Source organism: Aeromonas sp. FDAARGOS 1411, assembly GCF_019047125.1.
GTDB lineage: Bacteria > Pseudomonadota > Gammaproteobacteria > Enterobacterales > Aeromonadaceae > Aeromonas > Aeromonas veronii.
On record NZ_CP077214.1, the window covers coordinates 3,239,293 to 3,253,302 of the forward strand.

Sequence of the window (14,010 nt, forward strand, 5' to 3'; positions counted from 1 at the left end):
GGTGACCGCATCTGGTGTCATGGGTCAGCCCTTGGCCGGATACCACTTGTCGAGCAGCTCGGAGGAGCGTTGCAGCTCGTTTTGCCAGGTATCTTTCTCCACCACGGTCGGTTTGAGCATGATCACCAGCTCCACCTTCTTGGTGCTCTCGCGGCGGTTGGTAAAGGCTTCACCCACCCAAGGAATATCCCCCAGCAGCGGCACCTTGCTGACGATCTCCTGCTTGTCGGTCTTCATCAGGCCGCCGATAACGATGATGTCACCGTTATTGGCCTGCACTACGGTATCGGATTCGCGGATCGAGCTTTTCGCCAACGGCAACACCAGCGTATCGCTGTCTGTCACCTTTATGGTCTTGGTTTGCTCTTCAGTATCGATAACGGAGGGATGGATATGCAGCAGCACCTTCCCCTCTTCATCGATCTGTGGTGTTACATCCAAAGAGATACCTGAGAAGAAAGGGGTCAACTCTACATTGGGAGTTGTTCGGTCACCGCTCGTCGTGCTCACGGTTGTTGTCGATGCGTTGGTGACGAAGTACTCGTCCGTCCCCACCTTGATCACCGCCTTCTGGTTGTTGGTCGCGGTGACACGGGGGCTGGAGAGGGTATTCACATCGCCCTGAGTCTTGAGCAGGTTGACCGCTACATTGAAGTTGCCGTCAGAGACCTTGAAACCGGCGCCGCCACCCAGTGCAGTGAAGATCTGATTAGGGGTGGTGGGTAACTGGGTATTGGCCAGTGAACCGCCACCAGTAATCCCCTTGTTGCCATCCCAGCTGGCGGAGAGACCGCTCCAGTCCACTCCCTGCTCATACCCTTCGTTGAGGGCAACTTCGATGATCCGCGCCTCCAGCACCACCTGCCGCTTGAGGTGACTATCGGATTGATTCAGGAATTCACGCACTGCCTTGAGCTCTTTCGGGTAGGCGCGAATGGTGACCAGACCCGCCTGCGGGCTGGTGATCACCGCGCGACCGTCACCCGTGCCAATCAGGGTCTGCAGAGAGTCGCGCAGATCGGTCCAGTAGTCGCTGTTGGTATCGGTCTCGATGCGGGTGCCATTGCTGCTGTTGCCGTTCGAGTTGTTGCCGGAGGAGTTATTGGTGCTGTTGTTGCTCGATGCACTGTCAAAACTGCTGTCGCTGCTGTTATTGCTGTCATTGGCCGTCACCCCGCCGGTGCTGACCGAGGTGCGGGAGAGACCACGACGGGACATCATCAGATAGTTGACCGGGATGGTTTCGGTACGCAGACCCGCCGGATAGATATGGAAGACATTGCCCTTGCGCTGCACGTCGAAGCCGTACATGTCGCCCACCACCGCCAGCACCTCTGGCAGAGTCACATCCTTGAGCTCGACGGAGACCAGCCCGGCCACCCCGGGGTGAACCGCCACGCTGTAGCGGGAGCCCTTGAACAGGGAACCGAAAAACTCTACCGCCTCCACGTCGTGAGCCGCGATACGCAGCCGCTTCTCCGGCATGCCGACCGGTATCTGCGGCCGGTTCAGCTGCAGCAATTCACTTTGCACCGATTTGGGCAACGCGGTCAGAGGGGCAGCCTGTTTCTGCTGTTCGTTCATGGCCTGTTTGAGGGCATCCTTCGCCTGGGTCGGCTCGGGGTGCTGATACGTGGTACAGCCTGCAGCCATCATGGCCACGGTGATCAGACAGAGACGGTGTTTTTTCATGTAATTAGGGCACCCTGACTTGCAATTAAACTCGATAAAGCCGATTCACCTCTCGAGAGGCAAGCACGACTCAAACCCGGATCTTGCTGGCAAACAGTGTTACCGCATGGCGTTTTCCCGCCTTTTCCAGCACCACGGCATCGGCATTGATGGCCACCAGCGTATAGCCGTCCACCTGTTGCCCGACCCGATAACTCTTGCCATTGAGTACCGCCAGTGCCGGGCCATTGCCCAGCATGACACTCTGCAGCTTCGGCAAACCGGCGCTGCTCTCGCCGGTCGCACGGGCGCCAACCGCCACATCAACCAGCGGCGCGGTGGGATCCTGCAATACCTCGACCTGCTCCGCCTGTGCCAGCAAGCTGAACAGGCAACAGCACAACGCAAATACTCTAGCCACGGATAAACTCCTTGCTGGTACTCAGGGTGTAGATCTCCATCTCCACCACCGCGCCGGGATAGGCTTTGACCTGATAGTCGAACTGCTTCCAGTAGAAGTGACGCGGCAAGGCTTCCAGCGCTTTAAGATATTGATACACATCGAAATAGCCGCCTTCAAGCTGAAGCCGGATACCATGCTTGTAGAGATTGACCTTCTGCTCTCCCGCCATCAGCGGGGTCGGCTCCAGCGAACTGAGGGCCAGCATGTGAAGGTTGGCGGAGCGGGAGAGCAGCGCCTCCAGCACCAGCGGCATCTCGTGCGCCGGGATCAGATCGACGGTCTGGGCCTTCAGCTCATCGTCGATCCGGGCCAGATCCGCTTCGACCTGCGCCAGCTGGTCGCGAACTCCCTGATTGGGATCCCGCTTGAGCCGTGCCTGTTTGCCGAGGTTTTCCAGCTCCATGATCTCGAGGTCGCGCTCGGCGGCGCTCAGGGCCATGCGATCCTGCTGCAGGCGGGTATCGGCACCATCGAGCCAGCCGTAGAGTCCGGCCGCCCCCAGCAGCACCAGACCGGTCAGCAGGATCAACACCCGCTCCCGTTGGCTCAACACGGCGATACGCTGGCCCCATGCCTGCCATTGTGCTTTCAGGTTCATCAGGGTTTCTCCCGCGCAATGCCGCTCAACTGGAAGGTCAGGCGACCCTCCTTGTCACGGCCGAGGGTCAGTTCACCAAACTCCTTGCCTACCAGACTCGGGGTCTGCTTGAAGCGGTTGACCCAGGCCGGTACATCCTGACTGCGTCCGGCAAAGCCGGAGAGGTTGATCCGCCCTTCGTTGATCTCGATGCGCTGCAACGAGAGATTGCTGTTGCGAATGCGGGAGAGATCCGCCATCACGCTGGCGTAGCCCTGGGATTTTTGCAGGGTCAGGCTGCCCAATTGGCGCATCAGCCCCTGCTTGGCCGTCAGCTCATCCTGCTTGTTGACCAGTTGTTGTTGCAGCCGGGGATCTGCCTGATGGCGCGCCAGCTCGGCGTCGAGCCGCTGCGCCTCGCTGCGCTTGAGTTCCAGCTCGGCAGAGCGCTGCGCCAGCGCCCGGCTGACCTGCTGCTGCTGCCAGCTGTAACCGATCCCCGTCAACAGGATCAGCAGCAGCGCAAAGCTCCATACCAGCGCCATCTGATTGAGGCTGGCCCACTGCCGCTTGGGTCGAAACTCGGCGCCATAGAGGTTTATCTGACGTTTCATCACGCATCCTCCCCGATGGCGGCGGCGTAAGCCGAGAGGTATTCAACGCCGGCCAGCACCGCCTTGTTGGCCATGGCGGAGACGGCAAAGCCGAAGGTCTGCTCCATGTGGCGCACCAGGGTACCGATAAAGGGCGAGGCGACGGCAAACTGCATCTGCCCCAGCTCGGGCAATTTCAGCTGGCCCGCCAGATAGTCGAGGGAGCGCTGGATCTCCAGCGCCAGTGAATCGAGCAGCATGCTGTCCGGCTCATGTTCGCCAGTCAGGCTGGTGAAACCGCGCAGCTGGCGGGAGAAGCAGAGCCCGCCCTGATGGAAGACCAGCAGTTGCAGATCCTGCCCCTTGGGCTGCCACAGCAGCATGCGCACCGTGTCATCCGCGTCATAGAGAGAGGTCAGCGCCAATTCGTCACTGATGATGGATTGCAGGGTCGCGATGCCGTTGATGGCATCGGCCAGCTGTTGCACCCGGCTCTTGGGCAGGCAAATCACATTGATGCGCGGACGACCGGCCGGCGGGGTGGGCAAGTCCACATAATCCATCGCCAGTTGCAGCACGGGTTCGCTGACATAATCCTTGATGGCCCAGGGGAGCGCCCCCGCCATCTCGGCGTCAGGCACGGCAGGCTTGTCGATCTGGATCTGTTGATAAAGGCTGGCGGCGAGGGCCACCCGCACCGTAGACTTGGCCAACCCATGACGGCTGAACAGCTCGTTCATGGCCACTGCCCACTCCTGTGGGCCGTTGATGGTGCGCGTCGCGAAGACGGGGGGATTGCCCACCGCAGCCAGCATGATCCTGTCATTGGCCAGCAAGAGCCCGACTTGGCGGCTTGGCGTCGACCGTCTGAACAGTTGTTTCATGTAAGCCCGCCCATCAATAGTGATTAAATGTATGAAATATTAACATAAACAGCAGATTAGCCTCCAGATTAAAAGACGGACTCACCATTGCAAGCCAGCCTTTCCGCCGAGTCAGAGGGTCAAGCCATCCTCCCTTCCCCCCTGCAACGTCTCCACCATCCGTTGCTGACCCGCTATGGCGTCGAGCTGTGGTGCAAGCGGGATGATCTGATCCATCCAGCCATCTCCGGCAACAAGTGGCGCAAGCTCAAATACCACCTGCTGCATGCAAAAGAGCACGGCAAACGGCATCTGCTCTCGTTTGGCGGCGCCTACTCCAATCATATCCACGCGCTGGCGGCAGCGGGGTGCCAATCTGGTCTTCGTACTACCGGTATCATACGGGGCGAATATGACGCCGTCAGTAACTCTACTCTGCGTGATGCCCGGCGCTGGGGCATGGATCTCGTTTTTGTCGACCGCCAGAGTTACCGGCGACGGCAGGATCCCGACTGGCTGGCCCAATTCGATGCACCCGATACCCTGATAGTGCCGGAGGGGGGTAGCAGCCCGCTGGCCATCCCCGGCGTGGCAGAACTGGTCTGCGAAGTGCCCTTCTCGCCGGATCTCTGGGTACTGCCCTGCGCCAGCGGCGGCACTCTGGCGGGCCTGATCGCTGGGAAACAGGATCGGGAGCAGATCCTCGCCATTGCGGTACTGAAAGGAGGTGGCTTTATCGCTGACGAGGTGTGTCGCCTCCATCCCGCGGCTGCCAATATCCCCGGCTGGCGCATCGCGCTCGATCACCACGACGGTGGCTACGCCAAATTCAGCCCGGCCCTCTGGCAGTGGGTGCAGGATTTCAGCACCGACACCGGCCTGCCCCTTGAGCCCATCTATAGCGGCAAGGCAATGTGGGGTCTGTTTCGCGAGCTGGCGGCAGGCCGTATCGCCCCCGGCAGCAAAATCGTCTTTATCCACACTGGCGGCATGCAGGAGCTCGCCGGGCTGCGTGAGCAGGGGCGACTGTGACCCCCGCCTGACGGCAACCGCAAACAGCATCGCAAGCAAGAGAGGGTCGCCCCAAGGCGACCCTCTCTTGTTTATCTCAATCACCAGCCGGTTCCAGCACCAGACGCTGGGGCTCGGCAAACCAGGGCCCCTGCCCGGCATGCACTCCGAGGTGGCGCAGCATCTTCCACTCATCACCACTCTCCACCCCCACTGCCAGCACACGGGTGCGGGTATTGGCGCAGCCCCCCACCAGACTGCGTACCGCCATCTGGTTGACCTGACGGGCATGGATTTCCCGCACCAGGCTGGGGTGCAGCTTGAGGAAGTTGATCTCGAACTCCTTGATGTACTGGGTGCTCACCACATCCTGACCGGCATGATCGATGGCAAGCTGGCAGCCCAGCATCCGCAGGGAGCGCAGAGGCCGCTTGAGCGCCTCGAAGTGGCGGGTCACTTGGGATTCGGAGAGTTGCAGGATCAGCCGCTCGTTAGTGCTGCGCGGCAGCTGGAACAGGGCGAAGAAGAGCCAGCGCTGGAACTCGCGGTTGAGCAGGCTCTGGGCACTGAGGGTCAGGCTGATGGGACAGCTCTGCTCGGAACGCTGGCGCAGCAGGGCTAGGGTCTGCTCCGCCACCAGCCGATCCAGTTGCAGTAACAGGCCCACCTTCTCCGCCATCGGCATGAAGATCCCCGCCTGCAAAGCCCGTCCCTGCTCGTCGTGCAGATAGGTGAGCAGCTCCTGCTGCAGCACCACCTGCCCCCGATCCTGCTGGATCGGCTGGGTATAAAATTCGATGCCGTGCTCTTCGAGACGGCGGCTGATCAGGGTGCGCCAGCGTACCGTGCCCTTGCTGCTTTGTTCCTCATCCAGCTGCTTCTCGTAGAGGAACCAGCCGTTGTGCCCCTGCAGACGAGCGCTCTTGAGGGCCAGCTCAGCCTCCTCCTGCACCTTGAGCAGGCTGTCTTCTGCCTGATAACAGACGGCGCCGAGATAAACCGCCGTCTCGGGGTTGACCTCCTGCGGCCAATGCAGCCGTTGCAGGCTCTTGAGCAGCTGGCTGGCGCTATCCACCATCTCGCTCTCGGACATGTTGGGCAGCAACACCGCAAAAACCTGACCGGCATAGCGGGCCTGCAGGGCACCGTTGTGTTTGCGCACGAAGGCACCTATGGTCGCGCTCGCCTGCATCATCAAATCGTGCCCCAGCAGCTCGAACTGATCGGCCTCCAGCTCCTCCAGACAGGCGAGATCGATCAGCAGCACGCCGCCGCTCATCACGCTCGCCTCCATGATGGCGCTCTCCAGCCGGTTGTCGAAAAACAGCCGGTTGCCGATGCCGGTCATCTTGTCGACGAAGGCGTTGCTGCGAATGAAGTTGTCGAAGCGGCTACGCTCCTTGCGGGCATCCGCCAGCTCGGCGAGCAGATGATCGAGGGCCTGACTGGCGGCCACCGGCCACTCTTCGGCGGGGTCATGACTCAGTTTGGAGAGCTTGTCATCGAGGATCAGCTGGGCGCGAATGCCCAGCAGCTCGGCCCCGCGCAACTGCTGGCGCAGCCAGCGGATGGAGTACCAGAGACCGAACACCACAATAAAGATGCCCAGAGAGATGCCGGACATTGCCTTGATGGAGTATTCCGCCTCCTTGAAGGGGCGCTCCAGTTTGAAGTTCGCCTGCATGCCAGTCTGATGGGGCAGCGGGTGGCTGTATGGCACCAGCAGCTGCTCGTCGACCGGATTGCGCACATCGCGGAACCAGTAGACCCGCTGGTTATTCTGGCGCACCTCCAGCTCGACCACATGGGCAGCCCGCAGCAGGGTGGGCAGCCAGTGGCTCATATCCTCCATGTCGTGAGCAACATCGAGCTGCTTGTCGATCACCTCGACCAGCGCATCGACCTTCTTTTGCTGCAACTCCATGCCCAGCTCGCGAAAGCTGAACACCCCGCCAATCAGCACGGTCGCCATGGCTGCGATCACGCAAAGGGTGATAAATGAGACAAGCTGTGTAGTGAGTTTCATGCGCCTTTCCGTATGCCCAGCATCATCCATGTCGCCTCATGGTAGCAGCGGCGATCGGGCCACAGCTATGGATGAAGATCCCGCTTCTGCAATTTAAGCGGGCAAGCATAACCCAAAGCAGAGGCAGAATACCAAGGATGACAGGCTACAGACGCGGGAAAGGGCGGGATGACAGACAGAAAAATGGTCCCTCAAAGGGGACCAAAAGGAACACTCATATCAAAACTAACACTCTGTGCTACTGACAAAAAACAGATACAGGAGTATTGAACACACGGTGAGTCAAACCGCAGGGCTACTCTAATGCAGTTCGGATAAGCTGAGCAATTGTCATTTATGACAGGTCAGCGATTGAATCTAGCCAAAGTTAATAATAAACACATTTAAAATCATGCAGTTAAAAAATCAATCAACAAGTGTGACAACTCGGACTCAAATTGATTGCACTAATGCTCTATGATGGCAAAGTCCATTTGTGTCTCATGAAACTGGCAGGTACTTCCTTTGCGTAAATCACCCGTCTGGATCGCTCTGTTGCTGTTCGTCCTGCCTGTCGTGGGCAGCCAGTTTCTCGGCCTGTGGTTTGCCAAGCCGATGGCCTTTCATCTGCTGGAAGAGAAGGTTGCCGAGCTCAAGGGAGCCATGGCCGTACGCCACCGGGAGCTGGATGCCGCCATCAACAAACAGCTGGCACAATTTGAGTTCAACTGCGGTGCCAAAGACATGGAGCTGCTGCGCGATCCGCGCTTCTACAGCGCTCATATCCGCCTGCAAGGGTTGGAGCTCGCTTCCGGCAACAGCTGCTCCAGCCTGGGGGTGGAGATCCCGCTGATCAAAGAGCTCCAGAACAGCGGGCAGAAGTTTGGCAAGTTGGGGATCACCGCCACCGTGGCCAAATACAATACCGAGCAGGAGCTGGTGGCTTTTTACCGATCCGGCGACAACCTCGCCTACTGGGTGCTGGATAACAGCTGGAGCCACGACCTGCTGCAACACCCCTGCAGCCACTGCTTCTATCTGGAGTTCAGCCGACAGGATACCGATGCAAGCACAGTCCACTTTCCTCGTGGCGACAAAAAGATCAAACAGGAAGAGAGCAATATCAGCCTGAGTTTCTTCGATCCCAATGAACTCACCAAACAGACGGTCTGGGCGGGTAAAGCGCTGGAGCAATATGCCCATGACCAACTCAATCACTACGGTCTCTGGTTCGGTATCGCGCTCGGTGCCCTGTTAAGCGTCACATACTGGCTGCTGCGCAGCTATCGGCGCTCCCTCAAGGGACTGCTGCAGACAGGGTTGATCCGCAAGGAATTTATTCCCCTCTACCAGCCGATAGTGGATGCCCGTACCCACCAAGTGGTGGGATTCGAGGCGCTGCTGCGCTGGCAGCGGGGAAACGAGCTGATCCCTCCGGGCACCTTTATCGAATATGCAGAGGAGCAGGGGCTGATCCTGCCGATGACCGAACAGTTGCTGGAGCAGGTGATCACCGACCTGCCGCAGCTGGCACCGGAGCAGTGGGTCAGCGTCAATCTGGTGGCGGCCCATATCGAGCAGCCCCTGCTGCGCACCCTGCTCGCTCACAGCCAAAACCCCTCACCCGCCCGGCTCACCTTCGAGCTGACGGAGCGCAAGCCGATCCTCGACATCAAGGCGGCCACCGAGGAGATCACCCTGCTGCAACAGATGGGGTATCACTTCAAGCTGGATGATTTCGGTACCGGCTATGGCGGCTTTGCCTACCTGCAGAGCCTGGGGATCCGCCAGATCAAGATCGACAAGATGTTCGTCGATACCATAGGCACCAACGACCTCAAGCGCAGCGTGCTGGATGCCATCATCGTCTTCGGTCGGGAATCGGGCATGGAGATGATCGCCGAGGGGGTCGAGAGCCAGCTGCAGGTCGACTATCTGAGCCAGCACGGCGTCTATCTGATCCAGGGCTACTTCTTCGGCAAACCCATGCCGCTGAAGATACTGACCCACTGGCAACGAGAGTGGCAGTTGCAACACCAGAAGGCCAGCTAACGCAGATCTGGCAGGATTTGGCCGCGAAATGGCTTGGCTATACGCTCGGCATCACCAAAGAGGTGCCGATGGCCGGTAGCCCCCCAGCAGACCCGGGCCCGGCTCCATAGTGAAATCGAACCGCCTCCTGCCACCCCTTATTTACATTCAGCAACAAAATGATCTGCCCTGACGGGGATAACAACCTTTATCATAAGGAGCCGGTTATTGCGCAACCGATAACCGTGCAGCCTGTTTATGTCATCCGGTCGTCAAGACCCCCAATAGAGAACCATTGCCTATGAAGACAGTTATCCGGCAAGAGATTGCCCTGCCCGTTGGCCTGCTGACCCTGCTCTTTTTCAAGACCCTGGGCAGTGACCTGCTGACAGAGACAACTCCGCTCGGGATCTATCTTCCGGTTTCGGCGGCACTACTGGCCATCGTCACCTGGGCCATCTTCTCGGTGGTGCGCCACTCCGATGCCCTCGCCATCAAGCTGGGCGAGCCCTTCGGCACCCTGATCCTCACCCTCTCGGTCATCTCGCTGGAGGTGGTGATGATCTCCTCGGTGATGCTGACCGGTGAGCCCAACCCCACCATGGCCCGCGATACCATGTTTGCAGTAGTGATGCTGGTGAGTACCGGTCTGGTGGGCTTCACCCTGCTGTTTGGCGGCTGGCGCTACCACACCCAGAGCTTTAATCTGGACGGGGTCAAATCCTATCTGGTGGCCATCATCCCGCTGGCCCTGCTCTGTCTGGTGCTGCCCAACTTCACCGAAGGTGGTGCAATCGGCAGTATGTCGCGCGCCATGTCGTGGATGCTGATCATCATCTCGATCCTGCTCTACGGGGTCTTTCTGCTGATCCAGACCCGCAGCCACAGCCACTTCTTCGTCGACAGCGATCACGAGGATTACGAGGAGCACCACGGCCCGCTGCAGAGCAACGTCTATCACACCATCCTGCTGCTCGCCTACCTGCTGGTAGTGATCCTGCTGGCCAAGACCCTGGCCATCCCCATCAACTACGGGGTGCATGTGATGGAAGCACCCGCGGCACTGGGCGGCTTTATCGTCGCATGTATCGTGCTAGCTCCCGAAGCAGTCGGCGCCATCAAGGCCGCCTTCAACAACCAGCTGCAGCGGGCAATGAACCTCTACTTCGGCTCTGTGCTGGCCACCATCGCCCTCACCGTGCCTGCCGTGCTCTTTATCGGCTCCATGCTGGGTCAGGAGGTACGCCTCGGCCTCTCCCCCGCCGATATGGTGCTGCTGGTCACGACCCTGATGGTCTGTAAAGTGACCTTCAGCAGCGGCCGCACCAATGTGCTCCATGGTGCGACCCATCTGGTGTTGTTCGTGGTTTATCTGTTCCTGATGTTCGAACACGAATAACCGCGTTCAACCAACGTCAGAAACGCAAAGACCGCCCGATTGGGCGGTCTTTTATCATCTGCTCCCGGCTCTCACCGGCGCCTGTGAAGCGGCTTTCCCCTCCTCCCCCACCCTTCTCCCGCCAGGGGAGAAGGGTGATCAAGGCTTACAGGCTGGGCAGCACCCCGGCCGGGATCAGGTCGTTGTAGCTGGCACGGCCCAGCAGGGCGGCTGCCGCTTCGATATCCGGCGCGAAGTACCTGTCCTTGTCGTAGAAACTCACCTCTGCCCGCAGTCGTCCCTTGGCCAGCTCGATCAGCTCGGTACTGCGCAGCGGCGCGCGGAAATCGAGCCCCTGTGCCGCCGCCAGCAGTTCAACAGCCAGAATGCCGCGGGTGTTCTCCGCCATGTCTGCCAGCCGGCGGCCAGCGAAGGTCGCCATGGAAACATGATCCTCCTGATTGGCGGAGGTGGGCAGGCTGTCTACCGAGGCTGGATGGGCCAGGGTCTTGTTCTCGGAGGCGAGCGCCGCCGAGGTGACCTGAGCGATCATAAAGCCCGAATTCACTCCGCCGTTGTTGACCAGAAACGCCGGCAGACCGGACATCCGCGAGTCGATCAGCAGTGCCATTCGCCGCTCGGAGAGCGAGCCGATTTCGGCGATGGCCAGCGCCAGGTTGTCGGCGGCGAAGGCCACCGGCTCGGCGTGGAAGTTGCCGCCGGAGAGGATGTCTTCATCCTCGGCAAACACCAGCGGATTGTCGGAGACCGCGTTGGCCTCGCACACCAACACCTCGGCCGCCTGACGGATCTGGGTCAGGCAGGCCCCCATCACCTGCGGCTGGCAGCGCAATGAGTAGGGATCCTGCACCTTCTCGCAGTTGTGATGGGACATGCCGATCTCGCTGCCATCCACCAGCAGGTGGCGATAGCAGGCGGCCGCGTCGATCTGGCCACGCTGACCGCGCACCTCGTGGATGCGGGCATCGAACGGACGGCGGCTGCCAAGGGCTGCCTCCACGCTCATGGCGCCGATGGTGATGGCACCGGCGTAGAGATCCTCGGCATGGAACAGCCCTTCCAGCGCAAAGGCGGTACTGGCCTGAGTGCCGTTGAGCAGCGCCAGCCCTTCTTTCGGCGCCAGCGCGATGGGCTCGAGCCCGGCAATTTTCAGCGCAGTAGCGGCGTCGATCAGCTCGCCCTTGTGGCGAGCCTTGCCCTCCCCGATCAGCAGGCAGCTCATATGAGCCAGCGGCGCCAGATCGCCGGAGGCGCCGACGGATCCTTTCTTCGGCACCACCGGATAGACTTCGGCGTTGATGAGGGTCATCAAGGCCTCAAGCACCGTCAGCCGGATGCCGGAGAAGCCCCGCGCCAACGAGTTGAGCTTGAGCACCATCATCAGCCGCACGGTAGCGTCATCCATGTACTCGCCAATCCCTGCTGCGTGGGAAAGGACGATGGAGCGCTGCAGCTCGTCCAGCTGCTCCACCGGAATGCGGGTGTTGGCCAACAGGCCAAAGCCGGTGTTGATGCCATACACCACCCGGTTCTGTTCGATCACCTTGGTAACCACAGCTGCGGAGGCGTGGATCCCCGGCAGCGCGGCCGGATCCAGTGAAACATGTACCGGCTCGCGGCTGACGCGGCGCAGGGTGGCAAGATCCAGCTCGCCCGGAGTAATAGTCAATTCAAACATGGTTTTACACCTTTCCTTTGACACCGTTGGCGCCGTCAATCATCGGCAGATCCAGTTTCGCCTCGTGGGCACAGTTGATGGCAATCTCGTAGCCCGCATCCGCATGGCGCATCACCCCGGTGGCCGGGTCGTTGCGCAGCACGCGGCCGACGCGGCGGGCCGAGTCATCGGAGCCGTCGCAGACGATCACCACGCCGGAGTGCTGGGAGAAACCCATACCGACCCCTCCGCCGTGGTGCAGAGAGACCCAAGTCGCGCCGCCAGCGGTGTTGAGAAGGGCGTTGAGCAGCGGCCAGTCGGAGACGGCATCGGAGCCATCCATCATCGACTCGGTCTCGCGGTTCGGGCTCGCCACCGAGCCGGAATCCAGATGGTCACGGCCAATGACGATGGGCGCTTTCAGCTCGCCGTTTCTCACCATCTCGTTGAAGGCCAGACCGAGCCGCACCCGATCCTTGACCCCGACCCAGCAGATCCGCGCCGGCAGCCCCTGAAACGCGATGCGCTCGCGAGCCATGTCGAGCCAGTTGTGCAGGTGAGGATCGTCGGGGATCAGCTCTTTCACCTTCTGATCTGTCTTGTAGATATCTTCCGGATCGCCGGAAAGGGCCACCCAGCGGAATGGGCCTATCCCCTCGCAGAACAGCGGGCGGATATAGGCGGGGACGAAGCCGGGGAAGTCGAAGGCATTTTTCACCCCCTCCTCAAGCGCCATCTGGCGGATGTTGTTGCCGTAATCCAGAGTCGCCGCGCCGCGCTCTTGCATGGTCAGCATCGCCTCCACCTGACGGGCCATGGAGCGACGAGCAGCCAGATTCACCTCCTGCGGGGCACTCTGCTGCAGCTCGCGCCACTTGGCCACGCTCCAGCCCTGCGGCAGGTAGCCGTGCACCGGGTCGTGGGCGGAGGTCTGGTCGGTCACCACATCCGGTGTGATGCCCCGGGCCACCAGCTCGGCGAAGACGTCGGCGGCGTTGCCGAGCAGACCGACGGAGATGGCGGTACCGCCCTGTTTGGCCTCTTCGACCATGGCCAGCGCCTCATCCAGGCTGTGAGCCTTCTTGTCCACATAACGAGTGCGCAGACGAAAATCGATGCGGGTCTCGTCGCACTCCACGGCGATCATCGAGAAGCCAGCCATGGTGGCGGCCAGCGGCTGAGCACCGCCCATGCCGCCTAGACCACCAGTGAGGATCCAGCGGCCCGCAGGCGAGCCGTTGAAGTGCTGATTGGCCACCGCGAAGAAGGTCTCGTAGGTGCCCTGCACGATCCCCTGAGTGCCGATGTAAATCCAGGAACCCGCAGTCATCTGGCCGTACATCATCAAGCCCTTCCTATCGAGCTCGTTGAAGTGCTCCCAGTTGGCCCAGTGCGGCACCAGATTGGAGTTGGCGATCAGCACCCGCGGCGCATCCTTGTGGGTCTGGAACACCCCGACCGGCTTGCCGGATTGCACCAGCAGGGTCTGATCCTCCTCCAGCCGGGTCAGCACCTCGACGATCTTGTCGAAGCAGGCCCAGTTGCGGGCGGCGCGACCGATGCCGCCATAGACCACCAGCGACTGGGGATGCTCGGCCACCTCAGGATCCAGGTTGTTCATCAGCATCCGCAGCGGCGCCTCGGTGAGCCAGCTCTTGGCGGTCAGTTCAGTGCCGCGCGGGGCACGGATCACGCGGTTAGGATCATGACGGGGATCCTGCTGTTGCACAGACATACACA

General features: G+C 60.6%; 11 protein-coding genes. 3 read left to right on the forward strand and 8 right to left on the reverse strand.

Annotated features, from left to right (window positions below; all coding sequences use genetic code 11):
* Positions 1-24: 24 nt before the first annotated feature.
* The 5 genes from mshL to I6L41_RS14590 all read right to left on the reverse strand — a co-directional run bounded on the left by mshL (position 25) and on the right by I6L41_RS14590 (position 4,188).
* A complete protein-coding gene (gene mshL, locus I6L41_RS14570) occupies positions 25-1,692 on the reverse strand; it encodes a pilus (MSHA type) biogenesis protein MshL (RefSeq protein WP_216959675.1) in 1,668 nt (555 codons plus the stop codon).
* Between the two features lie 70 nt (positions 1,693-1,762).
* A complete protein-coding gene (locus I6L41_RS14575) occupies positions 1,763-2,092 on the reverse strand; it encodes an MSHA biogenesis protein MshK (RefSeq protein WP_216959678.1) in 330 nt (109 codons plus the stop codon).
* Positions 2,085-2,732, reverse strand: a complete 648-nt coding sequence (locus tag I6L41_RS14580; protein ID WP_005340017.1) for a hypothetical protein — start codon at positions 2,730-2,732, stop codon at positions 2,085-2,087. Before I6L41_RS14580 ends, I6L41_RS14575 begins: the two co-directional genes overlap by 8 nt.
* Positions 2,732-3,325 (reverse strand): PilN domain-containing protein, encoded by a 594-nt coding sequence (locus tag I6L41_RS14585; RefSeq protein ID WP_216959681.1) that lies wholly within the window; start codon positions 3,323-3,325, stop codon positions 2,732-2,734. Before I6L41_RS14585 ends, I6L41_RS14580 begins: the two co-directional genes overlap by 1 nt.
* The gene (locus tag I6L41_RS14590; protein ID WP_026035092.1) at positions 3,325-4,188 is read right to left on the reverse strand and encodes a hypothetical protein; all 864 of its coding nucleotides are present in this window, start codon (positions 4,186-4,188) and stop codon (positions 3,325-3,327) included. The genes I6L41_RS14585 and I6L41_RS14590 overlap by 1 nt, the downstream gene beginning before the upstream one ends.
* Positions 4,189-4,275: 87 nt before the next feature.
* Between I6L41_RS14590 and I6L41_RS14595 the strand changes: the two genes are divergently transcribed.
* Complete coding sequence (locus tag I6L41_RS14595; RefSeq protein ID WP_216959684.1) at positions 4,276-5,199, forward strand: 1-aminocyclopropane-1-carboxylate deaminase/D-cysteine desulfhydrase; 924 nt, start codon at positions 4,276-4,278, stop codon at positions 5,197-5,199.
* 76 nt (positions 5,200-5,275) lie between these two features.
* On the opposite strand, the gene I6L41_RS14600 is transcribed toward I6L41_RS14595, so the two are convergent.
* On the reverse strand, positions 5,276-7,204 hold the full coding sequence (locus tag I6L41_RS14600) for an EAL domain-containing protein (RefSeq protein WP_216959687.1): 1,929 nt from the start codon (positions 7,202-7,204) through the stop codon (positions 5,276-5,278).
* Positions 7,205-7,708: 504 nt separating this feature from the next.
* On the opposite strand from I6L41_RS14600, the gene I6L41_RS14605 reads away from it, so the two are divergent.
* Positions 7,709-9,235, forward strand: a complete 1,527-nt coding sequence (locus I6L41_RS14605) for an EAL domain-containing protein (RefSeq protein ID WP_216959690.1) — start codon at positions 7,709-7,711, stop codon at positions 9,233-9,235.
* A 280-nt stretch (positions 9,236-9,515) separates the two neighbouring features.
* Entirely contained in the window at positions 9,516-10,613 is a 1,098-nt protein-coding gene (locus tag I6L41_RS14610; RefSeq protein WP_040069504.1) for a calcium:proton antiporter, read from the forward strand.
* A 145-nt stretch (positions 10,614-10,758) separates the two neighbouring features.
* On the opposite strand, the gene hutH is transcribed toward I6L41_RS14610, so the two are convergent.
* Together hutH and hutU are read right to left on the reverse strand one after the other, a co-directional pair.
* Positions 10,759-12,291 carry a histidine ammonia-lyase gene (gene hutH, locus I6L41_RS14615; RefSeq protein WP_216959693.1) on the reverse strand — a complete coding sequence of 511 codons (1,533 nt, stop codon included), beginning with the start codon at positions 12,289-12,291 and terminating at the stop codon, positions 10,759-10,761.
* A 4-nt stretch (positions 12,292-12,295) separates the two neighbouring features.
* Complete coding sequence (hutU, locus tag I6L41_RS14620; protein WP_216959695.1) at positions 12,296-14,005, reverse strand: urocanate hydratase; 1,710 nt, start codon at positions 14,003-14,005, stop codon at positions 12,296-12,298.
* Positions 14,006-14,010 lie beyond the last annotated feature (5 nt).

What these genes read in the sequence shown, in the direction of transcription:
- I6L41_RS14600 (WP_216959687.1), bottom strand. Translation starts at nt 7,204, where the DNA reads ATGAAACTCACTACACAGCTTGTCTCATTTATCACCCTTTGCGTGATC.
- I6L41_RS14590 (WP_026035092.1), bottom strand. Translation starts at nt 4,188, where the DNA reads ATGAAACAACTGTTCAGACGGTCGACGCCAAGCCGCCAAGTCGGGCTC.
- mshL (WP_216959675.1), bottom strand. Translation starts at nt 1,692, where the DNA reads ATGAAAAAACACCGTCTCTGTCTGATCACCGTGGCCATGATGGCTGCA.
- hutU (WP_216959695.1), bottom strand. Translation starts at nt 14,005, where the DNA reads ATGTCTGTGCAACAGCAGGATCCCCGTCATGATCCTAACCGCGTGATC.
- I6L41_RS14585 (WP_216959681.1), bottom strand. Translation starts at nt 3,325, where the DNA reads ATGAAACGTCAGATAAACCTCTATGGCGCCGAGTTTCGACCCAAGCGG.
- I6L41_RS14580 (WP_005340017.1), bottom strand. Translation starts at nt 2,732, where the DNA reads ATGAACCTGAAAGCACAATGGCAGGCATGGGGCCAGCGTATCGCCGTG.
- hutH (WP_216959693.1), bottom strand. Translation starts at nt 12,291, where the DNA reads ATGTTTGAATTGACTATTACTCCGGGCGAGCTGGATCTTGCCACCCTG.
- I6L41_RS14610 (WP_040069504.1), top strand. Translation starts at nt 9,516, where the DNA reads ATGAAGACAGTTATCCGGCAAGAGATTGCCCTGCCCGTTGGCCTGCTG.